The 26024-nt window shown below is 68.4% G+C and carries 24 protein-coding genes and 1 tRNA gene; 11 read left to right on the top strand and 14 right to left on the bottom strand.

The annotated features are described in order from the left end of the window. Nucleotides 1-21: 21 nt before the first annotated feature. Entirely contained in the window at nucleotides 22-1710 is a 1689-nt protein-coding gene (locus DM194_RS03010; protein WP_111065858.1) for a methyl-accepting chemotaxis protein, read from the bottom strand. A 185-nt stretch (nucleotides 1711-1895) separates the two neighbouring features. Next, nucleotides 1896-2240 carry a type II toxin-antitoxin system HicB family antitoxin gene (locus DM194_RS03005; protein ID WP_111065857.1) on the bottom strand — a complete coding sequence of 115 codons (345 nt, stop codon included), beginning with the start codon at nucleotides 2238-2240 and terminating at the stop codon, nucleotides 1896-1898. A gap of 236 nt (nucleotides 2241-2476) precedes the next feature. On the opposite strand from DM194_RS03005, the gene DM194_RS03000 reads away from it, so the two are divergent. The 6 genes from DM194_RS03000 (at nucleotide 2477) to DM194_RS02975 (ending at nucleotide 7619) form a co-directional block, all read left to right on the top strand. Next, on the top strand, nucleotides 2477-2938 hold the full coding sequence (locus DM194_RS03000; RefSeq protein WP_111065856.1) for a hypothetical protein: 462 nt from the start codon (nucleotides 2477-2479) through the stop codon (nucleotides 2936-2938). A gap of 110 nt (nucleotides 2939-3048) precedes the next feature. Continuing rightward, nucleotides 3049-3294, top strand: coding sequence for a hypothetical protein (locus DM194_RS02995; protein ID WP_111065855.1), 246 nt, complete (start codon nucleotides 3049-3051; stop codon nucleotides 3292-3294). Between the two features lie 165 nt (nucleotides 3295-3459). Next, nucleotides 3460-4389, top strand: coding sequence for a class I fructose-bisphosphate aldolase (locus DM194_RS02990; RefSeq protein WP_111065854.1), 930 nt, complete (start codon nucleotides 3460-3462; stop codon nucleotides 4387-4389). A gap of 3 nt (nucleotides 4390-4392) precedes the next feature. After that, nucleotides 4393-5058, top strand: coding sequence for a thiamine phosphate synthase (gene thiE, locus DM194_RS02985; RefSeq protein WP_111065853.1), 666 nt, complete (start codon nucleotides 4393-4395; stop codon nucleotides 5056-5058). A 168-nt stretch (nucleotides 5059-5226) separates the two neighbouring features. Continuing rightward, nucleotides 5227-6033, top strand: a complete 807-nt coding sequence (locus DM194_RS02980; protein ID WP_111067703.1) for a TSUP family transporter — start codon at nucleotides 5227-5229, stop codon at nucleotides 6031-6033. 260 nt (nucleotides 6034-6293) lie between these two features. After that, on the top strand, nucleotides 6294-7619 hold the full coding sequence (locus DM194_RS02975) for an OmpP1/FadL family transporter (protein ID WP_111065852.1): 1326 nt from the start codon (nucleotides 6294-6296) through the stop codon (nucleotides 7617-7619). A 114-nt stretch (nucleotides 7620-7733) separates the two neighbouring features. On the opposite strand, the gene epmA is transcribed toward DM194_RS02975, so the two are convergent. Beyond that, nucleotides 7734-8798: an EF-P lysine aminoacylase EpmA gene (epmA, locus tag DM194_RS02970; protein ID WP_111065851.1), complete on the bottom strand. Its 1065-nt coding sequence runs from the start codon at nucleotides 8796-8798 to the stop codon at nucleotides 7734-7736. Between the two features lie 402 nt (nucleotides 8799-9200). On the opposite strand from epmA, the gene efp reads away from it, so the two are divergent. The 5 genes from efp (at nucleotide 9201) to DM194_RS02945 (ending at nucleotide 14224) form a co-directional block, all read left to right on the top strand. Beyond that, nucleotides 9201-9767, top strand: a complete 567-nt coding sequence (efp, locus tag DM194_RS02965; protein ID WP_111065850.1) for an elongation factor P — start codon at nucleotides 9201-9203, stop codon at nucleotides 9765-9767. Nucleotides 9768-9864: 97 nt separating this feature from the next. Continuing rightward, nucleotides 9865-10662, top strand: coding sequence for an inositol monophosphatase family protein (locus DM194_RS02960; RefSeq protein WP_111065849.1), 798 nt, complete (start codon nucleotides 9865-9867; stop codon nucleotides 10660-10662). 75 nt (nucleotides 10663-10737) lie between these two features. Beyond that, nucleotides 10738-11538, top strand: coding sequence for an OmpA family protein (locus tag DM194_RS02955; protein ID WP_246024313.1), 801 nt, complete (start codon nucleotides 10738-10740; stop codon nucleotides 11536-11538). Nucleotides 11539-11646: 108 nt separating this feature from the next. After that, on the top strand, nucleotides 11647-12792 hold the full coding sequence (locus tag DM194_RS02950) for a DNA repair protein RecN (RefSeq protein ID WP_425457264.1): 1146 nt from the start codon (nucleotides 11647-11649) through the stop codon (nucleotides 12790-12792). A gap of 37 nt (nucleotides 12793-12829) precedes the next feature. Further along, the gene (locus tag DM194_RS02945; RefSeq protein ID WP_111065846.1) at nucleotides 12830-14224 is read left to right on the top strand and encodes a peptidoglycan -binding protein; all 1395 of its coding nucleotides are present in this window, start codon (nucleotides 12830-12832) and stop codon (nucleotides 14222-14224) included. A gap of 29 nt (nucleotides 14225-14253) precedes the next feature. Here DM194_RS02945 and DM194_RS02940 read toward each other — a convergent pair whose 3' ends face one another. The 11 genes from DM194_RS02940 to DM194_RS02890 form a co-directional block, all read right to left on the bottom strand. Beyond that, a complete protein-coding gene (locus tag DM194_RS02940) occupies nucleotides 14254-14844 on the bottom strand; it encodes a GNAT family N-acetyltransferase (RefSeq protein ID WP_111065845.1) in 591 nt (196 codons plus the stop codon). Nucleotides 14845-14995: 151 nt separating this feature from the next. Beyond that, nucleotides 14996-16255, bottom strand: coding sequence for a M16 family metallopeptidase (locus DM194_RS02935; RefSeq protein ID WP_111065844.1), 1260 nt, complete (start codon nucleotides 16253-16255; stop codon nucleotides 14996-14998). Next, entirely contained in the window at nucleotides 16252-17673 is a 1422-nt protein-coding gene (thrC, locus tag DM194_RS02930; RefSeq protein ID WP_111065843.1) for a threonine synthase, read from the bottom strand. The genes DM194_RS02935 and thrC overlap by 4 nt, the downstream gene beginning before the upstream one ends. Before the next feature lie 347 nt (nucleotides 17674-18020). Beyond that, on the bottom strand, nucleotides 18021-19025 hold the full coding sequence (gene dusA / locus DM194_RS02925; protein ID WP_111065842.1) for a tRNA dihydrouridine(20/20a) synthase DusA: 1005 nt from the start codon (nucleotides 19023-19025) through the stop codon (nucleotides 18021-18023). Nucleotides 19026-19080: 55 nt separating this feature from the next. Next, a complete protein-coding gene (locus DM194_RS02920) occupies nucleotides 19081-19365 on the bottom strand; it encodes an addiction module antidote protein (protein ID WP_111065841.1) in 285 nt (94 codons plus the stop codon). A gap of 107 nt (nucleotides 19366-19472) precedes the next feature. Continuing rightward, a complete protein-coding gene (locus DM194_RS02915; RefSeq protein ID WP_425457263.1) occupies nucleotides 19473-19682 on the bottom strand; it encodes a type II toxin-antitoxin system RelE/ParE family toxin in 210 nt (69 codons plus the stop codon). 97 nt (nucleotides 19683-19779) lie between these two features. Then, nucleotides 19780-19855: transfer RNA gene (locus tag DM194_RS02910), tRNA-Glu, on the bottom strand. Nucleotides 19856-19963: 108 nt separating this feature from the next. Beyond that, nucleotides 19964-21760: a single-stranded-DNA-specific exonuclease RecJ gene (recJ, locus tag DM194_RS02905; protein ID WP_111065840.1), complete on the bottom strand. Its 1797-nt coding sequence runs from the start codon at nucleotides 21758-21760 to the stop codon at nucleotides 19964-19966. Nucleotides 21761-21890: 130 nt separating this feature from the next. Continuing rightward, nucleotides 21891-23942: a molybdopterin oxidoreductase family protein gene (locus DM194_RS02900; RefSeq protein ID WP_111065839.1), complete on the bottom strand. Its 2052-nt coding sequence runs from the start codon at nucleotides 23940-23942 to the stop codon at nucleotides 21891-21893. Between the two features lie 172 nt (nucleotides 23943-24114). Further along, nucleotides 24115-25413: a TRAP transporter large permease gene (locus tag DM194_RS02895; protein WP_111065838.1), complete on the bottom strand. Its 1299-nt coding sequence runs from the start codon at nucleotides 25411-25413 to the stop codon at nucleotides 24115-24117. Beyond that, complete coding sequence (locus DM194_RS02890) at nucleotides 25410-25979, bottom strand: TRAP transporter small permease (protein WP_211110603.1); 570 nt, start codon at nucleotides 25977-25979, stop codon at nucleotides 25410-25412. The genes DM194_RS02895 and DM194_RS02890 overlap by 4 nt, the downstream gene beginning before the upstream one ends. Nucleotides 25980-26024 lie beyond the last annotated feature (45 nt).

Genomic DNA, 26024 nt, shown 5'->3' with positions numbered 1-26024 from the left:
ATCCCGCCTCAAGCCGTCCCCTCAGGCCGTCCTTACCGTCGCCAGGAAGGATCCGACCTGGGCGTTCAGCCCGGCGGCCTCGTCGGACAGCTTGCCCAGCGCCTCCACCAGTTCGCGGGCGGTGCGGCCGCTCTCGTCCGATGCGGCGGTGACGCCGGAAATGCTCGACGACACCTCGCCGGTGCCGGCGGCGGCCTGCTGGACCGAGCGTGATATCTCCGCGGTGGCGGCGTTCTGCTGGTCCACCGCGGCGGAAATCGTCGTGGCGATGGCGCTCAGCCGCTCGATGACCGCAGCCACCTTCTGGATCTCCGTCACCGCCAGGCCGGTCACCGACTGGATGCCGTTCATCTGGCCGCCGATCTCGTCCGTTGCCTTCGCCGTCTGGTTGGCCAGCGCCTTCACCTCGCTGGCGACCACCGCGAAGCCCTTCCCCGCCTCCCCCGCCCGCGCCGCCTCGATGGTGGCGTTGAGCGCCAGCAGGTTGGTCTGGCCGGCGATGGAGTTGATCAGCCCGACCACGGCGCCGATCCGGTCCACCGCCTCGGCCAGGCTGCCGATGCGGCTGGTCGCCTCCTGAGCCATGCCGACGGCCTCGTTGGCGACGCGGCTGGCCTCCGACACCTGCCGGCCGATCTCGACGATGGAGCTGGACAGCTGTTCCGACGCGGCGGCCACGGTCTGCACGTTGGCGGCGGTGCCGTCGCTGGCGCTGGCCACGATCCCGGCGAGCTGGCTGGTCTGCTCGGCCGCCTGCGACATCGCCCGCACCTTCTGCCCCAGGGCATCGGTGGTGGTGGAGACCGAGCGGATCATGCCGCCGACCGTCCCTTCGAATCGGGCCGCCAGCCGGTCCATCGCCTGCCGCTTGTCCTCCTCCGCCCGGCGGGCGGTTTCCGCCTGTTCGGCTTCCAGGCGCCGGCTCGCCTCGGCGTTCAGCTTGAACACCTCCACGGCGCGGCCCATGTCGCCCAGCTCGTCGCTGCTGCCGGTTTCAGGAACCACGGCCGACAGGTTGCCGTCGGCGAGGCTGCGCATGCTGTCGGACAGGCGGCGGATGCGGCGGCTGACCGAATTGCCGACCAGCGCGATCAGCGCCACCACCGGAAGCGCCAGACCGCCGACGATGGCCGCCATGGTCCACAGGCTGCGCATGAAGCGGGCGTCCAGGTCGTCGATGTAGACGCCGGTGCCGATGATCACCTGCCACGGCTCGAACATCTTGACGTAGCTGAGCTTCGGCAGGGCCACGTCGCTGCCGGCCTTGGGATAGCTGTAGGCGACGAAGCCCTCGCCCTTGTTGCGGGCGGTGTCGACCATCTCGCGGGAGAAGAAGACCCCGTTGGCGTCCGTCATGTCGCGCTGGTCCTTGCCGATCACGTCGGGGCGGACCGGGTGGATGACCGCCTGATAGCCGGTGCCGAGGACGAAGATGTAATCCTTGCCGTTGTAGAACATCGTGTGGATGTTCGCCCGAAGCCGCTCGAACGCCTGCTCGCGGGTCAGGCGGCCGGCTATCACCTCGGCGTCGTAGCCGGCGGCGAGTCCGTGGACGGTCTGCACGACGGAGCGCAACGTCTCCTTGCGGTCCTCCAGCATGCTGCGCTGGTTCAGCCACAGCGCCGAGGCGGCGAGCGCGATGCAGATGGCGCCGGCCAGGGCCACCAGAGCCCAGAGCTTCGCCCGCAGGGTCAGTTTCAGTCCGCTCATGGCAAATCCCCCCTTTCGCCTTGGGGAGATATCAGCAAGAGCAATGCCCGCTAGGCAAGAGAAACATACCAGGTAACTTCAACGCGGGCGGGCAATCTCCGCCCCAGTCCTCGCCCTGCCGCCCCGATGCCGGAATGCCGGACGGCCGCACCGGCGCAGACGGCCGGCATCGCACTTCGTGTAACTCAGCCCGCCTTCACCTTGGTCACCCCGGCCGCCCGGCCCAGGCACTCGGCGATCCAGGCGGAAAGGCTCTTGCCCTCTCGCGCGGCGCAGTCGGCGATGGCCCGGTGCAGGATGGGGTTGATACGGATGGCGAGGCGGCCGGAATAGGGCTGCTCCCCCTCCCCGCCCATATCGCAGGACAGATCGAGGTAATCATCCACCGCACGGCGGAAGGACTCGCGCAACTCATCCACAGACCGGCCGGAAAAGCTGATGCCGTCGTGGGTGTTGATGACCTCGCCGACGAAGACGCCCGCGTCGTTGTCGAAGTCGATCTGGGCCTTGTAACCCTTGTATTCCATCATATCGGCATTCCCGGGGATCGAGCTCCATGAAACGGACCCGGCGCGCTGGTGCCCTGTCCCCAGAGATTGGGTCCGTTGTGACCGACCATACTCCGGGACCGCGATCATAGGGTTTGACCTGCCTCAATTCTCTCAACCGCCGGATCACGCCCCGGCCGCGTCTCCGATTCGCCCGTTCCGGCCGCCGCCGGCCGCGGTTAGAGTGCGCCGCCATCCCCTGCCGCCGCGACCTGCCGATGCCCCTGCCTCCGCCCCTCCGCCCCATCCTGATCCGCGGCCTGGACGACGCCCTGGCCGCCGCCGCAGCGGCCGACCCGACCGGGGCGCCTCTCGTGCTGATGGCCCCTGCGGCGGCCGGCGCCCTGTGGCTGCGCGGGGTGGTGGAGCGGGTCCGCAAGGCCCATCCGGGGCTGGAGGTCGCCGGCCTGATCGATTGCGGCGACCGTGCCGGCGAGGCGCAGGGGGCGCTGGCGGCCGGCCTGCCGCTGGTCCTGTTTACCGGCCGGCCCGACATGGCGGACCGGCTGGCCGCAATCGCCGCCGCCCGCGGCGCGGCGCTGCTGACCGATTGCCCGCCCGTTCTCGATCTTGCCGCCCGGATCTCCGCCGCCCAAATCTCCGCAGAAGGACCGGGCCGGCCCCGCGGCCCTTCGCCGGAGGCGCTATGCCGCGACTGGCTGGCCCGCGACCAAGGTTAGAGCGGGACTACCGCTTTTTCGCACATCCTCCCCGCGCGAAGGTGGTGTACGGTCGCGTAAGGATATTTTTGTGACACGCCGCCCTCCCACCGATGCCGGATGACCCGCCCATGAGCATCACCTCGCTGACCACACCGGACTCGACCATCGCGCCACCCCGCCGTCCGGGGCACGCCGCAAGCGACCGGCCGGCGGGCCGAGGCGGTCTGGGAACCGCCGGTCCCGGCGCCGGGCCGGAGAAGATGCGCGGCATCCGCCTGCTGGCGGTGTGGATCGGGCTGACGGCGGGCGCATGGGCGGTGCTGGGCAGTGCCGGCTATGGGTTGTACATCGCGCTGCATACCCTTCTGCCTTAACTCCTTGGTTGGGTGCCGCACCAGCCCTGCGGATTCGGCCCCTCCGCATGCCCTAGGCCATTCAGACGCGGATAATGGCCGCTTTATGCCCCTCCCGCCGTTGCAAAACGGCCGAATACGGGCTAATACGGCGCCATTCCAAGAATGCCCCAGGGAAGAGCCACAATGAAGCTCACGCGCCGCGTCAAAGACATTCTCGCCAACTACGAGAGCGACAACCCCGGCACCAAGGCGAACCTCGCCCGCATCCTGATGGAAGGCAAGCTCGGCGGCACCGGCAAGCTGGTGATCCTGCCGGTCGACCAGGGTTTCGAGCATGGTCCGGCCCGCAGCTTCGGCCCGAACGAGGCCGGCTATGACCCGCACTACCACTACCAGCTGGCCATCGACGCCGGCTGCAACGCATACGCCGCCCCCCTGGGCTCGCTGGAAGCCGGCGCCGGCACCTTCGCCGGTTCGATCCCGCTGATCCTGAAGATGAACAGCGCCAACTCGCTGTCCACCCAGAAGGAAAACGCCGACCAGGCCGTCACCGCCTCGGTCCAGGACGCCCTGCGTCTCGGCTGCTCGGCCATCGGCTTCACCATCTATCCCGGCTCCGACTCCATGTACAACCAGTACGAGGAGTTCCGTGAGCTGTCGAAGGAGGCGAAGTCCTACGGCCTCGCCACCGTCCTGTGGTCCTACCCGCGCGGCGGCGCCATCACCAAGGACGGCGAACTGGCCATCGACGTGATCGGCTATGCCGCCCACATGGCCGCTCTGCTGGGCGCCCACATCATCAAGGTGAAGCTGCCGTCGGCCCATCTGGAGCAGGCGGAAGCCAAGAAGGTCTACGAGTCCAAGAACATCCCGATCGCCACCCAGGCGGAGCGGGTGAAGCACATCATGCAGTGCACCTTCAACGGTCGCCGCATCGTGGTCTTCTCCGGCGGCGCCACCAAGGGCGAGGACGCGGTGTTCGAGGATGCCCGCGCCATCCGTGACGGCGGCGGCAACGGCTCGATCATCGGCCGCAACGCCTTCCAGCGCCCCCGCGAGGATGCGCTGAAGCTGCTCGACCGGATCATGAAGATCTACCAGGGCCGGGAGTAACACTTGGCCAAGGGAAAGCCGGCGCAGGCGGAGCCTTCCGCCTGCCGCCTGTACCTCGTGACGCCGCCGGCCCTGGAGCCGGCGGCGTTCGCGCCGCTTCTGAGGGAAGCATTGGATGCCGGCGACGTCGCCTGCGTTCAGTTGCGCCTCAAGGACTGTTCCGAGGACGACATCCGTCGCGCCTGCGACCTGCTGCGCCCGATCGCGCAGGAACGGGACGTCGCCTTCATCCTGAACGACCATCCGCGCCTCGCGCGGGAGACCGGCTGCGACGGCGTCCATGTCGGGCAGCAGGACACTCCCTATCGCGACGCCCGCAAGATTCTGGGCAACGACGCCATCGTCGGAGTCACCTGCCATGACAGCCGCCATCTCGCCATGATCGCCGGCGAGGAGGGGGCCGACTATGTCGCCTTCGGTGCCTTCTTCCCCACCACCACCAAGACGGCCGAGTTCAAGGCGGAGCCGGAACTACTGAGCTGGTGGTCGGAGATGATGGAGGTGCCTTGCGTGGCGATCGGCGGCATCACCGCCGAGAATTGCGCGCCGCTGGTCACGGCCGGCGCCGATTTCCTGGCGGTCGTCAACGCCGTCTGGGCCCACCCCCAGGGTCCGGGCGCGGGAGTCCGGGCACTGAACGCCGCCATCGAGGCCGCACTCGCCGGCTAAAGCGGATTGCAATCCGCTTTGGACCGCGACGGCGGTCCCGGCCGCTCATGCGGCCGAGGCCCGACCGGCGAATGAGGTCATATGAATCCAGAGCGAATGCAAATTCGCTTTAAGCCGGCCGATTACCCGGCCGGACGCTCGGCCGATCACCTGGACTTCCCCAATATCATGGATCTTCTGACGCCCGAGGCTCTGGGCATCCTGTTCGCCGTCGGCCTGCTGGCCGGCTTCGTCGATTCCATCGCCGGCGGCGGCGGCCTGCTGACCATTCCGGCCCTGCTGGCCGCCGGTCTGTCCCCCGCCGAGGCGCTGGCCACCGGCAAGCTGCAATCCAGCTTCGGTTCGCTGTCCGCCACCATCAAGTTCGTCCGACGCGGCGAGGTCAATCCGGCGTCGATGCGGACGATGATCCTCTGCACCTTCGTCGGCGCCGGCGCCGGCGCCACGCTGGTGCAGATGCTGGATCCCAGCTTCCTGCGCGACGTCATCCCGATCCTGCTGATCGGCATCGCCCTCTACCTGCTGCTGTCGCCCAAGGCCGGCGATGTCGACGCCCAGCAGCGCATCGGCGAGCATGCCTTCGCGCTCAGCATCGGCACCGGTATCGGCTTCTACGACGGTTTCTTCGGGCCGGGCACCGGCACCTTCTTCGCCATCGCCTTCGTCTCGCTGCTCGGCTACAACCTGCGCAAGGCGACCGCCCACACCAAGGTGCTGAACCTGACCAGCAACGTGGCGTCGCTGCTGTTCTTCATCGTTGGCGGCCATGTGCTTTGGACGGTGGGGCTGCTGATGGGGGTCGGCCAATACATCGGCGCCCAGCTCGGCGCCCATATGGTGATCCGCAACGGCGCCCGAGTCGTGCGTCCGATGCTGGTTGTCGCTTCCATCGTCATCACCGTCAAACTGGTGTGGAGCGACGAGAACAACATCCTGCGCGAGATCTTCGCCGCCGCGGTCGCCTTGGCCGCCTGACGCGCCGGGCTTCGCCGGCGCTTTCTACTCACTGAAATCACGGAATAAATTCAACCGCATGCCTGCACCATGGCCGGAGTTCCCACTCCCGCCGGTGGTGCAGCCTTGCGGCTGTTTCCCCTTTCCGGCTTACAGCGCCGATGCAGGGCCGCAACACTGCTTGTGCGTCCAACAAAAAGTGGTGGCCGGCTCTTTACGTAAGCGTCACTTTGTGTATCAATGCGTCAACAACACAATTTGGGGAAGGAACTATGTCTCCGATGACGCTCAGGACACGCCTGATGACCGCCGCTGCCGCCCTTGCGGTGACCGCACCGATCGCGACCGCCTCCACAGCGTTCGCCGCCGGTTTTGCGCTGAAGGAGCAGAGCGTTTCGGGCCAGGGCACCGCCTATGCCGGCGTGACCGCCGGCGGCAACGGCGATGCCAGCTCCATGTATTACAATCCGGCGACGATGGGTCTGGTCTCCGGGATCGAGGCGGTGCAGACCGCCACCGGCATCATCGTGAAGTCCAAGGTCGAAAGCGCCAGCGCCACCCGCGCCCGGCAGCTGGGCGGCACCGCGATCAGCGGCAACGCCTCACCCGGCGACATCGCGCAGGACGCCATCGTCCCGGCCGGCTATTTCGTCTATTCCATCAACGACGACCTGAAGGTCGGCCTGTCCGCCAACGGTCCCTGGGGTCTCGTCACCGATTACGGCGACAGTTGGATCGGCCGCTATCACGGCATCCGTTCCGACCTGCGCACCTATAATTTCGTGCCGACGGTGTCGTACCGGATCAACCCGATGATCACCATCGGCGGCGGCGTGCAGATCCAGTACGCCAAGGCCAAGCTGTCGCAGTCGTCGGACTTCGGCGCCAGCCGTCTCGGCCGTCCGGGCGCGCTCGACGTCAAGAGCGACGTGACCGGCGACGATTGGGGCTGGGGCGTCTCGCTGGGCGCCCTGATCGAGCCGATGAAGGGAACGCGCATCGGCGTCGGCTACCGCTCGGCGGTCAAGCACACGCTGAAAGGCAACATCTCCTTCACCGGGCTGCCGCCGGCGCTGGCCGGCGCCCTGCCCTCGCAGAGCGCCAACGCCGACCTGATCACGCCGGAAATCGCCTCCCTCGGCCTGTACCACGAGGTGAACGACCGCTGGGCGGTGATGGCCGACGTGCAGTGGACCAACTGGTCGCGCTTCAAGGAGCTTCGCGTCAACATCGCCAATCCGGCGCTCACCTCCGTGACCGAGGAGCACTGGAAGGACACCTGGTATTACGCGCTCGGCACATCCTACAAGGTGACCGACAAGCTGACGCTGCGCGGCGGCATCGCCTTCGACAAGGGTGCGGTCGACGTCGAGTTCCGCACGCCCCGTATCCCGGAGCAGAACCGTTACTGGGTGTCGGTCGGCGCCGGCTATCAGGTGACCGACAGCCTGCGGGTCGACGCCGCCTACTCCCACGTCTTCGTGCCGAAGGCCTCGGTCAACCTGACCGACGACCTGACCGGCCCCGAGGCCGGCCGCGGCAACCTGACCGCCGAGTACAAGAACAGCATCGACCTGATCGGCCTGCAGGCGAAGTTCACGTTCTAAGAAACCTCACCCTCTCCCGTCCATTGCGGAAGCCCCTCTCCCCTTGCGGGAGAGGGGTTGGGGTGAGGGGAAGCATACCTATAATTTCCAAAGGCTTTCAGCCGTCTGCACCCCTCAAACCCCCGCCACCGGCAGCCACAGCACCTGTTCGATGCTCTCGGCGCCGCTGCACAGCATCGCCAGCCGGTCGAAGCCCATGGCGATTCCGCTGCTCTGCGGCATGCCATGCTCCAGCGCAGCCAGGAAATCCTCGTCCACCGGGAAGCGCTCGCCGTACAGCCGTTGCTTCAGTTCCATGTCGGCCTCGAAGCGGGCGCGCTGCACCGCCGGGTCGGTCAGCTCGCCGAAGGCGTTCGCCAGTTCCAGGCCGCAGGCATACAGCTCGAACCGTTCGGCCAGCCGCGGATCCTCCGGCTTCGGCCGCGACAGCGCCGCCATGCACAGCGGATAGTCGGTCAGCACGCAGGGCACGCCGTCGCCCAGATGCGGCTCGATCCGGTCGAACATGATGCGGAAGACGATGTCCTCCCAGCGGTCGCCGTGATGCGGCGCGATGCCGATGCGCGTGGCTTCCGCCGCCAGGGCAGCCGGATCGGGGTCGTGGCTGCCGTCATAGGTCGCCATCAGGTCGATGCCGGCATAGTCCCGAAACGCATCCGGTACGGTCAGCACCCGCCACGCTCCAAAGGGATCGCAGGTCATGCCGCGGAACGAGAAGCTCCGCCGCCCGCCCGCTTCCGCCCCGGCGCGCAGCAGGTCCTGGCAATCCTGGATCAGGGTCCGGTAGCCGTCGCCCGCGCGATACCATTCCAGCATCGAGAATTCCGGCGCGTGGGTACCCGACCTTTCGCCGTTGCGGTAGACATGCGCCAACTGCCACAGCCGCGGCACGCCCGCGACCAGCAGCTTCTTCATGGCGAATTCCGGGCTGGTGTGCAGGTAGAGAGGCCGGCGGTCGTCCGGATGGGGGCCCCGCAACTCGGTGGCGAAGGCCTGGAGATGCGGCTCCATGCCCGGCGATACCTGCAGGGCCGGCGTGTCCACCTCGACGAAGGCAAGCTCCTCGAACACGCGGCGGACGGCGTTCAGCACCCGGCCGCGCGCCGCCAGATAGGGCCGGCGCCGGGCCAGCGCCTCGGGATGCCAGGGGGGAAGCTCTGTGGATCGGTTGGCGGGCATGCGGCGCGCTCTTCTGTAAAGTCGAAAGGGGTGCCCGCCCATCAGAACACCCACGGGCGGCGTACTCAAGCCGGCTGGCCATTGGTCACAGCCGACCCTCCCTGCCCGCGGTTTTGCCGGCCCCGCTTACCGCCGGCCGCCGCGCCGTGGTAAGCTCGGCCCGTCGCCGGCCGAAAGGGGCGCGGCCGAGGCGACCAGGGCGATTGGAACAGTGAACAGGGCCGGCGAAAGCGTTTCAAACGTCGCGTTGCTAGAGCTATTCTAAACTGACCGCGCCGATTCGCCGAAGAATCGTCCGTCAATCGCCCGGATCGCGCGCCATTACCGTTCCGCGCCGTTGCCTATGGGCGGTCAAGCTGGTAGGGTCCGCGCCGCCCCGATTCTGGAATTCACGAGTACGCCATGAAGGTCAACGCCAACACGATGCGCCCCGGCCATGTGCTGGAGCACAACGGTAAGCTCTGGGTCATCACCAAAACCGCCATCGTGCAGCCCGGCAAGGGCGGCGCCTTCATCCAGCTGGAAATGAAGGACGTTCGCACCGGCAACAAGTCGACCGAGCGGTTCCGCACCCAGGAGACCGTTGAGCGCGCACGCCTGGACGAGCATGAGATGACCTTCCTCTTCGCCGAAGGTGACAGCTTCACCTTCATGGACAAGGAAAGCTTCGAGCAGGTCACCATCCCGCGCGACATCATCGGCGACCCGGCCGTCTTCCTGCAGGACGGCATGGAAGTCACCGTGCAGAGCCATGAAGGCTCGCCGCTGGGCGTCGAGATCCCCGGCAAGGTCACGCTGACGATCACCGAATCCGACCCGGTGGTGAAGGGGCAGACCGCCTCCTCCTCCTACAAGCCGGCCAAGCTGGAGAACGGCGTGTCGATCCTGGTTCCGCCGCACATCGAGGCCGGGACCCGCGTGGTCGTCGATACCGCCACCGGCGAGTATGTCGAGCGCGCGAAGGACTGATCCTTCCCAGCTGCGTTCTGCCATCACCGGTCTTCGCCAAGCGCGGAGGCCGGTGTATTGTTTTCTGGTTCCTGCATCAAACGGTACACCAACACCCATGGCCACCCGCTCCGCTCTCATCAACGTCATGGTCCGCGCCGCCGAAAAGGCCGCCCGGGGTCTCGTCCGCGACTTCGGCGAGGTCGAACACCTCCAGGTGTCGCGCAAGGGACCGTCCGACTTCGTGTCCGCCGCCGACCTGAAGGCCGAACGCACCCTGCGCGAGGAACTGCAGAAGGCACGTCCCGAATTCGGCTTCCTGATGGAGGAGAGCGGCGCGTCCAAGGGCAGCGACGCCGAGGCGCGCTGGATCGTCGATCCGCTCGACGGCACCACCAACTTCCTGCACGGCCTGCCGCACTGGGCGATCTCCATCGCCGCCGAGCGCAACGGCGAGATCGTCGCCGGCGTCATCTACGCCCCCATCGGCGACCAGCTGTTCTGGGCCGAGAAGGGCGCCGGCGCCTTCGTCAACCACACCCGCCTGCGCGTCTCCGAACGCCGCCGGCTCGAGGACTGCGTCCTGGCCACCGGCATCCCCTTCAAGGGCCGCGGCGACCACGCCACCTTCCTGAAGGAACAGGAAGCGGTGATGAAGGAGGTCGCGGGCATCCGCCGATTCGGCGCCGCCTCGCTCGACCTCGCCTACACCGCCGCCGGCCGATTCGACGCCTATTGGGAACGCGGGCTGGCTCCGTGGGACTGTGCGGCCGGCGTGCTGATGGTCACCGAGGCCGGCGGCTTCGTCGGCGAGATCGAGGGCGGGCGCAACCCGGTCTTCACCGGCAACGTGCTGGCCGCCAACAGCCACCTGCAGGTTCCGGTCGCCCGCCTGCTGAAGTCCGCCAAGGGCTGAGCCCCGCGCCCGCACCGGCCGGGCCGCCCCCCTCCCGCCCCGCACCGGGGCGGGACGGAAGAGCGGTTGTCGCTGGTGCGATCGATGGGCTATGGTTTGCCTGACAAGGGTTTAACGGGACGCATCGTTTTGGGCTGCTGGGTAAACGCCGACCGCAAGCACCGTGCCGTCGCCGCCGCGCTGTGCGCGGCCTGGGCACTGCACCCTGCCGCCCTGTCGGCGGCGGCTCCGGCGGATGCGGCTCCGGCGAACGCGGTGGTCGCCGCCGGACTGACGCTGGAAAACGCGGTTCCGCTGTCCGTGCCGCCGCGCCCCAACCTGCGCACCCCGCCGGCCGTCAAGGCGCCACCGCGCCTCGTCCTGCCGCAGCCGCTCGAAGCGCCTCCCCCGCCTGAACTGACCGAAGGTCCGGCCCAGCCGCCTGCCGGCCAGCCGGCAGAGCCGTCCGCCCCGGCCGTCGCCACCGCGCCGACGCCGGAAACCGAGCCGGCCTCGCCACGGACCGACACCGCGGCCCTGCCCCCTCCCCCGGAAGCGGCACCTCCTGCGGCGGCACTGCCACCTTCGAGCGTTTTGAGCCTTGTGTTCCCGGCCGACGCCACCAATCTGCCGGATAACGCGGAGGCCACGGTCGACCGGATCGTCGAGCGGCTGCGCGCTAGCGACACCGCCCGTCTGCAGCTGCGCTCCTACGCCAGCGGCACCGCGGACACGGCGCGCGAGGCGCGGCAGCGCTCGCTCGCCCGGGCGCTGGCCCTGCGGGAGCGGCTGACCGCCTTCGGCATCCGCAGCAGCCGCGTCGATGTCCGCGCGCTCGGACTCGACGAGGCAGGCGGAACGCCCGACCGGATCGATGTAGTCTTCTTGAACGAGTAGCGCTCCACCCGTGGCCCCATCCCTGGGCAAGGTCTGATCGGAACACCCCTTCGGAGCATCATGACCGCCACAACCCCGACGACCCGACCGCTGGAGGTATCCTCCCTCATGACACGCCCGGAGCGGTTCCTGACCCGGATGATCCTGTTCCTGGTGGTGGTCGGTGCCGTGTGCGGACTGCTGTTCCCGGCCTTGCGCGCCGCCTTTCTCAACAACGCCCCGCTCAACGGCGTCATCCTGGCGACGCTGCTGGCCGGCATCGCCTTCATCTTCCGCCAGGTTCTGATGCTGCGCCCCGAAGTGGCGTGGCTGGAGCAGTACCAGAGCGGCGTCCCCGCCGCCTCGTTGCAGGAGCCGGTGCTGCTGGCGCCGATGGCCCGCATGCTGGGCGAGCGGCGCGGCCGGCTGACCCTGTCGGCGCTGTCGATGCGCTCGCTGCTTGACGGCATCGCCTCGCGCCTGGACGAATCGCGGGAGCTGTCACGCTACCTGATCGGGCTGCTGATCTTCCTCGGCCTGCTCGGCACCTTCTGGGGCCTGCTGCACACCGTGCAGTCGGTGGGCGGCGTCATCGGCAGCCTGTCGGTGCAGGGCGGCGACGTCGGCACCATGTTCTCCCATCTGCAGCAGGGGCTGGAAGCGCCGCTGGTGGGCATGGGAACGGCCTTCTCCTCCTCGCTGTTCGGCCTCGCCGGTTCGCTGGTGCTGGGCTTCCTGGAACTCCAGGCCAGCCAGGCCCACAACCGCTTCTTCCAGGATCTGGAGGACTGGCTGTCCAGCGCCACGCGGCTGTCGAGCGGCGCGGCCGGCGGGCTCGAGTCGGGCGACCACGCGGCCTCGGCCTATCTGACCGCCCTGCTGGAGCAGACCGCGGAGAACCTCGACGCGCTGCAGCGCACCGTCGCTACGGCCGAGGAAGGCCGGCGCGCCGCCAACGCCAACCTGATGGCGCTGACCGAGCGGCTGTCGAGCCTCACCGACCATATGCGGGCCGAGCAGCAACTTCTACTGCGGCTGGGCGAGAACCAACTGGAGGTGAAGAGCCTGCTCGACCGGCTGGCGGAATCCGCGGGCGGCGGCTTCGATGATGCCTCGCGCCAGCATCTGCGCAACATGGACATCTATCTCGCCCGCATCGTCGAGGAATCCTCCAACGGCCGCGTCCAGGCGGTGCAGGAGATCCGCAGCGAGATCAAGCTGCTGGCCCGCACCATCGCCGCTTTGGCCGAAGAAGCCGACCAGCAGCAGCGCTGATACCCGGAACACCCAAGGCCCAACGCCCGGAGCACCCATGGCCAGCATCAGCCGCCGCAACGGCCATCGCGACGCCAGCGCCTGGCCCGGCTGGGTCGACGCCCTGTCTTCCCTGGTGATGGTCGTCATCTTCCTGCTGATGGTCTTCATCGTCACCCAGTTCTACCTCGCCACCGCGCTGACCGGCCGTGACGAGCAGCTGACGACCCTCAACCGCAAGATCGCGGAGATGAACGACCTGCTGGCGATGGAGCGGGAGGCGAATGCCGATCTCCGGGTCAACATCACCCAGCTGTCGACCGAGCTGCAGACTTCCGTCGCCGCCCGCGACGACATGACCCTGTCGCTGAGCCAGTTGCAGGAGGAGCGCGACCGCACCGTCCGCACGCTGGAGGAATTGCAGCGCAGCGTCCGGGTCGACCGCGAGGCGCTGGATCTGAAGCTGAAGGAAATCCTCAGCCTGCAGGCCGATATCAAGGCCCTGCGCGACGCCCGGCAGAAATTGGAAGGCGAACTGGCCGCCGCCGTGGCTGCGACCGAGTTGACAGAGCGGCAGCGTCAGGCCCTGCTGGCCGAGCTCGGCACCACCCGCGACCGGACGAAGGAGCTGGAGACGGAACTGGCCTCGGCCGCCGAGAAGACGATGCTGGCGCAGAAGGAGATCGATCAGCGCGACATCCGTCTGAAATCGCTCGAATCGCAGCTGACCGACAGCCGGACCCAGGCGGAGAAGGATCTGGCGCAGCGCGATCTGCGCATCCGCGACCTCATGGCCTCGCTGACCGGCGAACAGGCCGAGGGCAGCCGAAGCAAGCAGCAGATCGACCTGCTGAACCAGCAGCTTCTGGCCTTGCGCGACCAGCTTGCCCGCATCGGGGCGGCGCTGGAGGCGTCGGAGAAGGCATCGGCCGAGCAGAAGGTGCAGATCGCGGAACTGGGCGCCCGGCTCAATCAGGCGCTCGCCGCCAAGGTCCAGGACCTCGCCCGCTACCGGTCGGAGTTCTTCGGCCGGGTCCGCGAGGCGCTGGGCAGCCGGCCGGACGTGCGGATCGTCGGCGACCGCTTCGTCTTCCAGTCGGAACTGCTGTTCCCGTCGGGCTCGGCGACGCTGGAGGAAGCCGGCAAGCAGCGTCTGGCCGAGCTTGCCCGCACGCTGATCGAGATCGGCAAGGCGATCCCGCCCGACATCAATTGGGTGCTGCGGGTGGACGGCCACACCGACATCAAGCCGGTGCGCTTCCAGTTCGCCTCCAACTGGGAATTGTCGTCGGCGCGTGCGCTGTCGGTGGTGAGATTCCTGATCGACCAGGGCATCCCGGCGGAACGGCTCGCCGCGGCGGCCTTCGGCGAGTTCCAGCCCATCGACTCCGGCACTTCGGACGAGGCGCTGGCGAAGAACCGCCGGATCGAGATCAAGCTGGACCAGCGATAAGGACCCGAGGGCGATAAGGACCGGAGGGGTCAGCCCTTCCATTCCTCGCGCAGGATGGCGTAGAGGACATGGTCGCGCCATGCGCCGTCGATGCGCAGATAGCCGCGGGCATAGCCTTCGTGGGTGAAGCCGACCTTTTCCAGCAGCCCGCGGCTCGGCAGGTTGGTCGGCAGGCAGGCAGCCTCGATCCGGTGCAGGCCGAGCTGACCGAACGCGAATTCCAGAACCAGCCGGGTGGCGGCGGACACATAGCCGTTGCGGGCATAGGGCTGGCCGGCCCAATAGCCGAGCGTCCCCATCTGGGCCACGCCGCGCCGGATGTTGGTGAGGCCGAGCCCGCCGACCAGGGCGTCGGTTCCCCGGTCGAAGATCAGGAAGCTGTAGCCGAGATCGTCCCGCCATTCCTGCGCCTGCCGCCGCAGCCGGCGTGAAAAGGCGGCCCGCGTCAGGGCGTCGGTCGGCCAGGTGGGTTCCCACGGGGTGAGGAAGTCGCGCGAGGCGGCACGGAGATCCGCCCATTCCCGCCAGTCGCGCGGCAGCGGCGGCCGGACATAGCATCGCGGACCGTCGAGCCGGACCGCGGGGGGGCTGATGAGACCGCTGCCGAGAAGGCGGATCATGATTGCGGCCCCTTCCCTCTTCCATCCAAGCGAAGGGGCATTGGCATCCCGGACCATCCACGCGATGCATCCCCCCCGCCCCGACCCTCTCCCCGCGAGGGAGAGGGGGAAAGCTGTGGGGGAAAGGGGGATGCGGCCACCGTCTTCATCGTCAGGCGAGACGCTCCGCGATGCGGTCGTAGCTTTCCAGCTTGGCGATGGGCCCGAGGGCCGCAACGGTCGGACGGCTGGCGCGCAGGCGGCTCGCCGCCTTGACCACGGCGTCGCGGTCCACGCCGTCGATCTTCGCCACGATCTCCTCCACCGGAACCGGGCGGTCGTAGATCAGGATCTGCTGACCCAACTGCTCGCAGCGCGACATGGTGCTTTCCAGCGCCATCAGGGTCCCGGCCTTCAACTGGGCGCGGGCGCGGGCGACCTCGTCCTCGGTGACGTCGGCGCCGACTTTGGCGATCTCGTCGCAGACGACGGGGACCAGTTCCGCCACCTCGTCCTCGCCGGTGCCGGCATAGACGCCGAACAGCCCGCCGTCATGGTAGCCGCCGGTGAAGGTGTAGATGGAGTAGACCAGACCGCGCTTCTCCCGCACCTCCTGGAACAGGCGGGACGACATGCCGCCGCCCAGCAGTGTGGAGAGCACCGAATGGGCGAAGAAGTCGGGATCGTGAACCCCCACCCCGTCGAAGCCGAGCACGAGGTGCATCTGCTCCAGGTCGCGTTCCTCGCGGTAGTCGCCGCCGGCGTAGCGGGCCGGCTCCGGCTTGGCCGGGGCGCCGCTCGGCAGGTCGCCGAACGCCTCGAATGCGAGATCGACCATGCGGTCGTGCTCGATCCGGCCGGCGGCGCTCAGCACCATGCCCGGGGCGCCGTAATGGCCGGCGATGTAGTCGACCAGCGCCTCGCGCGGCAGCGCGCCGACGATCTCGGCCGAGCCCAGCACCGGACGGCCGATGGCCTGGCCCGGATAGGCGGTGGACTGGAAATGGTCGAAGATGATGTCGTCGGGCGTGTCGGCGCTCTGGCCGATCTCCTGCAGAACCACCGTGCGCTCGCGCACCAGCTCCTCGGCGTCCAGCGTGGAGTGCTGGATCATGTCGGACAGGATGTCGAGCGCCAGCGGCGCATCCTCGTGCAGGACCTTGGCGTAATAGGCGGTCTGCTCGCGGGTGGTGTAGGCGTTCAGCTGCCCGCCGACATTCTCGATCTCTTCGGAGATGCGGAAGGCGGACCGGCGGCGGGTGCCCTTGAACAGCATATGCTCGACGAGGTGGGCGACGCCGTTGACGCTCGCCGCCTCGTTGCGGGTGCCAACCCCGACCCAGCAGCCGAGCGAAACGGACTGCACGTCGGGCATTGTGTCGGTCGCGACGCGAAGCCCGTTGGGCAACGTCGTCACACGAATGGAACTCATGCGGCCTCCTGGGCGGCGCGGGCGCGCGCGGTGACGAAGTCCTGGACCGCCGCCAGATCGTTCGGCAGTTCGGACAGGCGCTCCTCGCGTACATAAAGATCGGACAGGCGCGGCGGCAGCTCCGGCCGGCGGCCGGTCGCCTTTTCCACCGCGTCGGGGAACTTGGCGGGATGGGCGGTGGCGAGAACCACCATCGGAACGGACGGATCGACCCGGCCGGCCGCGACCGCCGCCTTGGCCGCGCCGATGCCGACCGCCGTATGCGGATCGAGCAGATAGAGGCTGTCCTTCCAGACCTCGGCGATGGTCGCCATGGTCGCGGCCTCGTCCACCCGGTGGCCGGAGAAGATGGCCAGCGCACGGGCGAGCTGGGCGTCGGTCACCGCGAATTTGCCCTCGGCGCGGAAGCGGTTCAGCGCCTCCGTCACCGCGGCGCCGTCGCGGTCGAGCAGGTCGAACAGCAGCCGTTCGAAGTTGGAGGAGATCTGGATGTCCATGCTGGGAGACAAGGTAGGCACGACCGGCGCCGCGACCATGCTCCCACTGGCGAAAAAGCGCGCCAAAATGTCGTTGCTGTTGGAGCCGACCACCAGCGTCTCCACCGGCAGCCCCATGGCGCGGGCGCCGTAGGCGGCATAGACGTTGCCGAAATTGCCGGTGGGCACGGTGAAGGCGAGCTTGCGGTCGGGAGCGCCCAGCGCCACCGCGGCGGTGAAGTAATAGACGATCTGGGCCATGATGCGCGCCCAGTTGATCGAGTTCACCGCCGACAGCCCCATCCGGTCGCGGAAGTCGCCGTCGTTGAACATCGCCTTCACCAGATCCTGGCAATCGTCGAAGGTGCCGTCCAGCGCGATGTTGTGGACGTTGGACGACAGCACGCTGGTCATCTGCCGGCGCTGCACCTCGGAGGTGCGGCCCTTCGGGTGCAGGATGAAGATGTCGACGTTCTGGCGGTCGCGGCAGGCCTCGATGGCGGCCGAGCCGGTGTCGCCGGAGGTCGCGCCGACGATGGTCACCCGCTGCCCGCGCTTGGCCAGCACATGGTCGAACAGGCGGCCGAGCAGCTGCAGCGCCACGTCCTTGAAGGCCAGCGTCGGGCCGTGGAACAGTTCCAGCACCCAGGTGGTCGGATCGACCTGGACCAGCGGCGTGACCGCGGCATGGTCGAAGCCGACATAGGCGTCGCGGACGATGGCGCGGAACTCGTCCTCGGCGATGGAGCCGCCCAGGAAGGGCAGCATCACGCGGACGGCGATCTCGCTGTAGGGCAGCCCGCGCATCGCGCGGATGTCGTCGGCCGTGAACTGCGGCCAGGTCTCCGGCACATAGAGGCCGCCGTCGCGCGCCAGCCCTGCAAGAAGGACGTCCTCGAAACCCAAGACCGGGGCCGCGCCCCGCGTGCTGACGTACCGCACCGCTTAAACTCCGTCCGATGAAGTGGGCATAGTTAGCGAGGACCCCGCCCGCACGCAAGCGGTGCGGGACGCACGGCGCATATTCCCTTCCGACAGGCCGTCCGGTGAATACGGATGGAACGTTTGGAACAGCATGAAACGGTTTTCCGGGGGGCGTTCAGTGTTCCATTCCGGCCCGGAGCCTCTCAATTCATCGAGCGTAAAGCCTGACCCATCAGGCTTTACGCCCGCCCTCAGACGGCGGGCGCGACCGTCCGGCCGCTTGCCTCCGCAGGCATGGCCCTGCGGGGCCGCAGTCGCGGCCCTTCTTACCGCCGGGCGCAAGTCAGAACTTACGCCCGGCGGTATCACGCCGCCTCTTCCACGTCATCGTCGGCCCCGCGCCGGCGCACCAGGGAGGCCGCGCGTTCCAGCACCTCCGGGCCGGCGCCGGGGCGGTGGGCGTTCTCGGCGATGTGACGGCGGTAGGCACGGGCGCCGGGCAGTCCCTGGAACAGACCCAGCATGTGACGGGTGATGGCCGACAGCGGCGTGCCCAGCGTCCTGCGCGCCTCGATGTAGGGCAGCATGGCCTCGATCACCGCATGGCGGTCGGGGCCGGGCTCTCCCCCCATCAGGCGGCGGTCGGCATCGGCCAGCAGATAGGGCGTCTCGTAGGCGGCGCGGCCGATCATCACGCTGTCGACCTTGGCCAGATGCTCCTCGGCCTCGTCCAGCGTGCGGATGCCGCCGTTGATGGCGATGGTCAGCTGCGGGTATTCAGCCTTCAGCCGGTGGACGAGATCGTAGCGCAGCGGCGGGATGTCCCGGTTCTCCTTGGGGCTGAGACCCTTCAGCCAGGCCTTGCGGGCATGGACGATGAAGTGGCCGCAGCCGGCGGCGGAGACGGTGCGGATGAAATGGTCCAGCGTCGGCCATTCCTCCATCTCGTCGATGGCGATGCGCGACTTGACTGTGACGGGGATCGAGACGGCATCCCGCATGGCGCCGACCAGCCGCGCCACCAGATCGGGCTCCGCCATCAGGCAGGCGCCGAAGCGGCCGGACTGCACGCGGTTGCTGGGGCAGCCGACGTTCAGGTTCACCTCGTCATAGCCCCATTCCTCGGCGATGCGGGCGCAGGCGGCGAGGTCCGCCGGGTCGGAGCCTCCGAGCTGAAGCGCCACCGGATGTTCCGCCGCGTCGAAGCCCAGCAGCCGCTCGCGGTCGCCATGCAGCACGGCGCCGGTGGTCACCATCTCGGTGTAGAGCAGGGTCGAGCGCGACAGCAGACGGTGGAAGTACCGGCAATGCCGGTCGGTCCAGTCCATCATCGGGGCGACGCTGAGGGGGATGGTGGCGGAACTGGTCATGTCAGTTGCGGGCCGGTGCAGATGAACGGAAGGTCGGAAGGCGGCGAACAACCCATCATGGGCTGACAGTCAGGCGAAGTCCGAGGGACTTGATAACTTTCAGGACGGTCGCGAATTCCGGGTTTCCTTCCGATGACAGAGCCTTGTAGAGGCTTTGCCGACCGAGTCCTGCGTTGCGGGCGACCTCCGTCATCCCCTTGGCGCGGGCGATATCACCGAGCGCCGCCAGGATGAGCTGCGGATCGCCGTCCTCCAGCGCCGCGTCCAGATAGGCGGCGATGCGCTCGTCGCTGTTCAGGCTGTCGACGATGTCCCAGGAACGGGTTTCGGTTCTAGCCATGCTCCCCTCCTTCACCAGGGTGTGCGCTCAAAGATCCCGCGCCAGCGCGATGGCGGCGGCGATGTCCCGATCCTGCGACCGCTTGTCTCCGCCGGCCAACAGCACAATCAGCGTGTCGCCACGCTGGATGAAGTAGACGCGGTATCCGGGGCCGTACCGATGTGCAGCTCACTGACGTCCTCGCCCACCGGCTTCGTGTCACCAGGATTGCCAAGCTGAAGGCGACGGATGCGCACTTCGATCCGCATCCGCGCTCGATCGTCCCGCAAGCTCTCTATCCAGGCGGCGAAGCGGTCGGTCTGGCGGAATTCAATCATGAGAGAATGTCTTCCACGGGAGACATCTTGTCAAGACATCGACCTAAAACGACTAAGCCCCGCACAAGGCGGGGCTTAAGTCATCGAACCGAGAGAGTGGCGTCCCCGACGGGAGTCGAACCCGTGTCGCCGCCGTGAAAGGGCGGTGTCCTAGGCCTCTAGACGACGGGGACGTCGTTCGCGGTGACGCGGTTTCTAAAGATCGGAGGCCGTGAGCGCAAGCGCTTTTTTGCATCCTCCGATACTTTTTGCGCCCTTCCCCGCCAACTCTCCGCAAGCCGTTACGCCGAGCGCGCGGGCGCGGCGTCGTCGATCAGCAGTTGGACGCCTTCCGAACCGTTCCAGCGGTCGATGCGCAGCACCCCGGCGAGGTGGAAGGGCGTGCCGCGGCCGGTCAGCAAAGCCTGCCCCATGTCGCTGTCGAGCGCGCGGAAGGCGATGGCCTTCAGCCGGGCGCCGTCGTTGCCCTGCAGGATGCAGCGGACATGGTTTGCCCCCACCACGTCGGCGCGCACCACGCGGGCGTCGGCGATGGCGAAACGGGGCTCCGAATTGCCGGTGCCGTAGGGGCCGAGCTTGTCGAGCATCGTCACCAGCCCGACGCTGGCGCCGCCGACCGACAGGGCGCCGTCCAGTTCCAGCGTCGGCACCAGCGGCGCGGCGGCGACCTGTTCGGAGATGCGGCTGTGCAGGAAATCGCGCAGGGCGTCGATCTTGTCGCCGGCCACGGTGAAGCCCGCCGCCATGCGGTGGCCGCCGCCGGCCAGCAGCAGCCCCTCCTGCCGGGCGGCGATCACCGCCGACCCCAGATCGACGCCGCGGACGGAGCGGCCGGACGCCTTGCCGATGACGGTGCCGTCGGCGGTTTCCTCCAGGGCGACGACACAGGCCGGGCGGCTGTAGCGCTCCTTCAGGCGGGCGGCGACGATGCCGATGACGCCGGGATGCCAGCCGACGCCGGTGACGAAGACCAGATCGGTCTCCCGCCCGGCCTCGGCGGCGACGCGCTCCAGCGCCTCCTCCAGCACGGCCTGCTCGACGGCGCGGCGCTCGGCATTATGGCCCTCCAGGCGCTGGGCGAGTTCCATCGCCTCGACCGGATCGTCGGTGGAGAGCAGGCGGGCGCCGAGGTCGGACGCCCCCACCCGGCCGCCGGCGTTGACGCGGGGGCCGAGGACGTAGCCGGCATGGTAGGCGTCGGGCTTCTCCTTCACCCCCGCCACGTCGGACAGGGCGGCGAGGCCGGGATTGGCGCGCCGCGCCATCACCTTCAGCCCCTGCGCCACCAGCGCGCGGTTCAGCCCGGTCAGCGGCACCACGTCGCACACGGTGCCGAGCGCCACGAGGTCGAGCCATTCCATCAGGTTGGGTTCCGGCCGGTCGCGGTAGAAGCCGGACTGGCGCAGGGCGCGGTTGACGGCGACGATGGCGATGAAGGTGACGCCGGCGGCGCAGAGCGTGCGGTAGGCGCCGTCCTCGTCCAGCCGGTTGGGGTTGACCAGGGCGACGGCGGGCGGCAGGCGCGGCTCGGCGGCGTGGTGGTCGAGGACGACGACCTCCAGACCGGCGTCGGCGGCGGCCTCCAGCGCGGCGAAGGCGGAGATGCCGCAATCGACCGTCACCACCAGACTCACCCCCTCCCCTTTCAGGCGGAGCAGCGCGGCGGCGTTCGGGCCGTAGCCCTCCTTGATGCGGTCGGGGACATAGACGCGGATGTCGGCGCCGAGCGCGCGGAAGAACCGGCGCAGCAGGGCGGAGGAGGTGGCGCCGTCGACGTCGTAGTCGCCGAAGACCGCCACCGGCTCGCCGTCGCGGATGGCGCGGGCGATGCGCTCCGCCGCCGGGTCCATGTCGCGGAAGCGCGACGGGTCCGGCAGCAGCGCCTTCAGCGTGGGGTTGAGGAAGGTTTCGCAGGTTTCGTCGGTGACGCCGCGGGCGGCCAGCACCCGGCCGACGATCTCCGGCAGGCCCCGCCCCTGGGTGAGAGCCTGAGCCTGCCGCTCGTCGCAGGGCCGCGCCTGCCAGCGCTTGCCGGACAGGGAGTTGGCGACGTTGAGGAAGGCGGTAGGCTCGGTCATGGCGGTGCTGCACGGTCGCTGTGGTGGAGGCACAGCCATAGCAGAGATGGACGCGCGGCGCACGGCGGGCGTGGGCAGGGGTGGGATGTGGGGATGGGGAGTTGTCGGTCCGGCTGCCCCCCACCCGAGCCTACGCCGCCCGCATCCACACCGCCGTGTCGTGGAACGCCGCCCCGCCTGCCGGCGGGATCGGTTCGGGCGAGGTCAGGCTGTTGATGCCCATGCCTTCTACGAAGGCGCTGTTGGGCCAGATGCCCTCGACGATCACCACGCCGCGCGGAACGCCGGCGAAGGGCTTGGCATGGACCACCACGCTGCCCTGCGGGTTGCCCAGCCGCACGGCGTCGCCGTCGGCCAGATCCAGCCCGGCCGCGTCGTCGGGGTGGATCAGCGCGGTGGGCCAGCCCTCGCGGCGCTGGGCGGTCAGCGTCTCGGTGAAGGAGGTGTTGAGGAACTGGCGGGCCGGGGCGGTGACGAGGCGGAACGGGTGTTCGGTGTCGGCATCGCGGCCGGGGGGCATGTGGTCGGGCAGCTCCGGCATGCCGCCATAGGGGCCGAGCGCCGCCCAGTCGGGGGCGAAGCGGAACCTTTCGTCGGGATGGGCGAAGCCGTTGAGGAAATGCGAGGTCTCGAAATCCGGCTGGGCGTCGATCCAGCGCCGTCCGGTCAGCGTCGCCGCGTCGCCCAGGCCGGACGTCTTCAGCATGGCGTCGACGATCTCCAGCGCGGTCATGCCGAATCCCGGATGCTCGGCGCCGACGCGGCGGGCGAGTTCGCTGATGACCCAATGGTTCTCGCGCGCCTCGAACTGCGGCTCGATCACCTTGCGGCCGATCAGGATGTGCATCTGGCCGCCGCCGCGGTAGATGTCGTCATGCTCCAGGAAGGTGGTGGCGGGAATGACCAGATCGGCGAGCCTGGCCGTGTCGGTCATGAACTGCTCATGCACCGCGACGAACAGATCCTCGCGCAGGAAGCCCTGGCGGACGCGGTTCGAATCCGGGCAGATCGTCACCGGGTTGGTGTTCTGGATCAGCATCGCCGTCACCGGCGGGCCGCTGGTCAGGTCGCGCGGGTCGCCGGTCAGCACCGCGCCGATGCGCGACTGGTCGAAGCTGCGCACCGACGGGTCCAGCCGGTCCAGCCCTTCCGACAGCGTCTTGTCCAGCTTGTAGATGCCGGACGAGCAGTAGAGCGCGCCGCCGCCCTTGTGCTGCCATGCCCCGGTGACCACCGGCAGGCAGGACACCGCATGGACCTGCGCCGCGCCGTTGTGGGCGCGCGACAGGCCGTAGCCGATGCGCAGGTAGGAGCGCTTCGTCGTGCCGTAGAGCCGGGCGAACTCCTCGATCTCCGCCACGGTCAGGCCGGTGATGGACGAGGCCCATTCCGGGGTGCGGGCGGCGAGATGCGCCTCCAGGCGGTCGGTGCCGGCGGCGAAGCGGGACAGATAGGAGCGGTCGGCGTGACCGTCGCGGAACAGCACATGCATCACCGCGCAGGCCAGCGCCCCGTCTGTGCCCGGCCGCAGCATCAGGTGCAGGTCGGAGACCTCGGCCGTGCCGGTGCGGTAGGGGTCGATGGTGACGAGCTTGGCGCCGCGGCCTTTGCGGGCACGGCTGACATGGGTCATCACGTTGACCTGGGTCGCCACCGGGTTGCCGCCCCAGTTGACGATCAGGTCGCTCTCCGCCATCTCGCGCGGGTCGGCGCCGCGGATGTCGCCATGGCCGGCGAGCCAGCCCATGTTGGCCGGCGTGTCGCACACCGTGCTGGTCTGTCGCGAATAGCCCTTGGCATGGCGCAGGCGCTGGATGCTGCCGCGCTGCACCAGGCCCATGGTGCCGGCGTAGAAATAGGGCCAGACCGCTTCCGGGCCATGGGTGCGCTCGGCGGTCAGGAAGGCGTCGGCGATGCGGTCCAGCGCCTCGTCCCAGCCGATCGGCTTCCACTGGCCGGAGCCCTTGGGGCCGGTGCGCAGAAGCGGGGTCTTCAGCCGGTCGGGCGAATGCACCCGCTCGGCATAGCGGCTGACCTTCGCGCAGATGACGCCGGCGGTGTAGCTGTTCTCCGCCGCGCCGCGCACCTTGCCGATGCGGTCGGGGGCGAGGCGTTCCACCTCCAGCGCGCAGGTGCTGGGGCAGTCGTGCGGACAGGCGGTGGGCAGGAACTGGGCCGACAAGGCTAACCTCTGGTCTGGCTGGCGGCGGGAATGCCGCAAGTTTAGGCCCGGCCGCGCGACCGCTTCAATGCGCAACAATGTATGGGTACAATAAAGAAGGGCCGCGAAGCCCCGTTCCGGACTTCGCGGCCCCAACCGCTCGGGCGAGATGATTCCCGGACGACTTGCGGCTTTACATCACGCCGATCATGCGCGGGAACCACAGCGAGATCGCCGGCACATAGGTGACCAGGCCGAGGAAGAGCAGCATCGTCAGCAGCCACGGCCAAACCGCGACCGTCAGCTCTGTGATGCCCATCTTCGTGATGCCCGATGCCACGTAGAGGTTCAGGCCCACCGGCGGGTGGCACATGCCGACCTCCATGTTCACGATGATCAGGATGCCGAAATGCACCGGGTCGATGCCCAGCGACATCGCCACCGGGAACAGGATCGGCGCCATGATCAGGACGATGGACGACGGCTCCATGAAGTTGCCGGCCATCAGCAGGATGATGTTCACCACCAGCAGGAAGACCCAGACGCTCAGGTTCTGGCCCTGGATCCAGGCCGCCATGTTCTGCGGGATCTGCTCCGACGTCATGACGAAGGAGAAGAGGACCGCGTTGGTGATGATGTAGAGCAGCATCGCCGACATGCTGGCGCTGTCCAGCAGCACCTTCGGCACGCGGCTGAGCGGCATGTCGCGGTAGATGAACACCGCCACGATGAAGGCGTAGACCGCCGCCATCGCCGCCGCCTCGGTCGGGGTGAAGATGCCGGTGTAGATGCCGCCCATCACCACGACGATCAGCAGCAGGCCCCAGAAGCTCTCGCGGAACGCCTGCCAGCGCTGGAGGGCCGACGCCTTGGGCAGGCGGGGATAGCCGAACTTGCGGGCGCGGAACCAGGTGGTGAAGGCGAGGAAGCCCGCCAGCATCAGGCCCGGCACCACGCCGGCCAGGAACATCTGGCCGATGGAGGGCGCCTGCGGATGGCCGGTGGTGGCGACGCAGTACATCACCATCACGATCGACGGCGGGATCAGGATGCCGAGCGCGCCCGAGGTGGTGACGATGCCGGCGCCGAAATTCCGCGGGAAGCCCTGGGCGATCATCGCCGGCAGGATGATGGAGCCGATGGCGACCACCGTCGCCGGGCTGGAGCCCGACACCGCCGCGAACAGGGCGCAGGCAAGAACGCCGGCCATGCCGAGGCCGCCGTGCCAATGCCCGACCATCGAGGTGGCGAAGTTGATCATGCGCCGGGCGACGCCGCCATGGGTCAGGAAGTTGCCGGCCAGGATGAAGAACGGGATCGCCATGATCTCGAACTTCTCGATGCCCGTGAACAGCTTCAGCGCCACCGCGGCGACCGGCACGTCGGTCATCAGGAACAGGAAGGACAGAACCGTCAGGCCGAGCGAGATCGAGATCGGCATGCCGGTGAGCATGAGGGCAATCAGCAGCCCGAAGATAATGAGCGCGTTCACGCCGGGCCTCCCTCTTTGGCGGCTTCGACCGGGTCGATGCCGTCGACCTGGGCATGATCGTGGTGGGGCAGTTCGCCGGTGCGGATGAAGTTCCAGGCGACCTGCAGGAAGCGGAAGCACATCAGGAAGGAACCGAGCGGAACGGCCAGATAGACCAGCCACATCGGCATTTCCAGGTCGGCCGACACCTGTTCGGTCTCGGCGATGTGATAGACGAAATTGGCGCCGAGAGCGCCGACGACGCCGGTGAACAGGGCGCCGGCCATCAGGCCGAAGATGACGAAGCGGCCGCGGATGTCGGGGCGCAGGCGGTTGATCACCACGTCCACGCCCACATGGATGCCGGTGCGCACGCCATAGGCGGCGCCGAACTTGGCCATCCACACGAACATGTAGATGCAGACCTCCTGGGCCCAGGCGAGGTTCCAGTGGATCACGTAGTCCTGAATGGCCGGCACGCCGGACAGGTAGCGGTGCATGACCGCCACGAAGATGACGAGCGTCGCCGCCGCCATGAGGAAGGCGATCAACGTCTCCTCCAGGCGGTCGAGTATTTTCATAAGCATATCGCGGGGATCTCCCGGTCGGCGGAGATGGTGTCGGGTACGCTG

Origin of the sequence: Azospirillum ramasamyi (genome assembly GCF_003233655.1) — a bacterium.
Classification (GTDB): Bacteria; Pseudomonadota; Alphaproteobacteria; order Azospirillales; family Azospirillaceae; genus Azospirillum; species Azospirillum ramasamyi.
The sequence above is the reverse complement of the archived record's forward strand: the minus strand, read 5'-3'. Positions and strand labels throughout refer to the sequence as shown.

Bases quoted from the DNA above. Each gene is read 5' to 3' on its own strand.
- DM194_RS02915 (WP_425457263.1), bottom strand. From the start codon at position 19,682: ATGATTGAATTCCGCCAGACCGACCGCTTCGCCGCCTGGATAGAGAGC.
- epmA (WP_111065851.1), bottom strand. From the start codon at position 8,798: ATGCCCGCCAACCGATCCACAGAGCTTCCCCCCTGGCATCCCGAGGCG.
- DM194_RS02995 (WP_111065855.1), top strand. From the start codon at position 3,049: ATGAGCATCACCTCGCTGACCACACCGGACTCGACCATCGCGCCACCC.
- dusA (WP_111065842.1), bottom strand. From the start codon at position 19,025: ATGACCAGTTCCGCCACCATCCCCCTCAGCGTCGCCCCGATGATGGAC.
- DM194_RS02935 (WP_111065844.1), bottom strand. From the start codon at position 16,255: ATGAGTTCCATTCGTGTGACGACGTTGCCCAACGGGCTTCGCGTCGCG.
- recJ (WP_111065840.1), bottom strand. From the start codon at position 21,760: ATGACCGAGCCTACCGCCTTCCTCAACGTCGCCAACTCCCTGTCCGGC.
- DM194_RS02980 (WP_111067703.1), top strand. From the start codon at position 5,227: ATGGATCTTCTGACGCCCGAGGCTCTGGGCATCCTGTTCGCCGTCGGC.
- DM194_RS02990 (WP_111065854.1), top strand. From the start codon at position 3,460: ATGAAGCTCACGCGCCGCGTCAAAGACATTCTCGCCAACTACGAGAGC.
- DM194_RS02920 (WP_111065841.1), bottom strand. From the start codon at position 19,365: ATGGCTAGAACCGAAACCCGTTCCTGGGACATCGTCGACAGCCTGAAC.
- DM194_RS02975 (WP_111065852.1), top strand. From the start codon at position 6,294: ATGACGCTCAGGACACGCCTGATGACCGCCGCTGCCGCCCTTGCGGTG.
- DM194_RS03000 (WP_111065856.1), top strand. From the start codon at position 2,477: ATGCCCCTGCCTCCGCCCCTCCGCCCCATCCTGATCCGCGGCCTGGAC.
- DM194_RS02890 (WP_211110603.1), bottom strand. From the start codon at position 25,979: ATGCTTATGAAAATACTCGACCGCCTGGAGGAGACGTTGATCGCCTTC.
- DM194_RS03010 (WP_111065858.1), bottom strand. From the start codon at position 1,710: ATGAGCGGACTGAAACTGACCCTGCGGGCGAAGCTCTGGGCTCTGGTG.
- DM194_RS02940 (WP_111065845.1), bottom strand. From the start codon at position 14,844: ATGATCCGCCTTCTCGGCAGCGGTCTCATCAGCCCCCCCGCGGTCCGG.
- efp (WP_111065850.1), top strand. From the start codon at position 9,201: ATGAAGGTCAACGCCAACACGATGCGCCCCGGCCATGTGCTGGAGCAC.
- DM194_RS02950 (WP_425457264.1), top strand. From the start codon at position 11,647: ATGACACGCCCGGAGCGGTTCCTGACCCGGATGATCCTGTTCCTGGTG.
- DM194_RS02945 (WP_111065846.1), top strand. From the start codon at position 12,830: ATGGCCAGCATCAGCCGCCGCAACGGCCATCGCGACGCCAGCGCCTGG.
- DM194_RS02960 (WP_111065849.1), top strand. From the start codon at position 9,865: ATGGCCACCCGCTCCGCTCTCATCAACGTCATGGTCCGCGCCGCCGAA.
- DM194_RS03005 (WP_111065857.1), bottom strand. From the start codon at position 2,240: ATGATGGAATACAAGGGTTACAAGGCCCAGATCGACTTCGACAACGAC.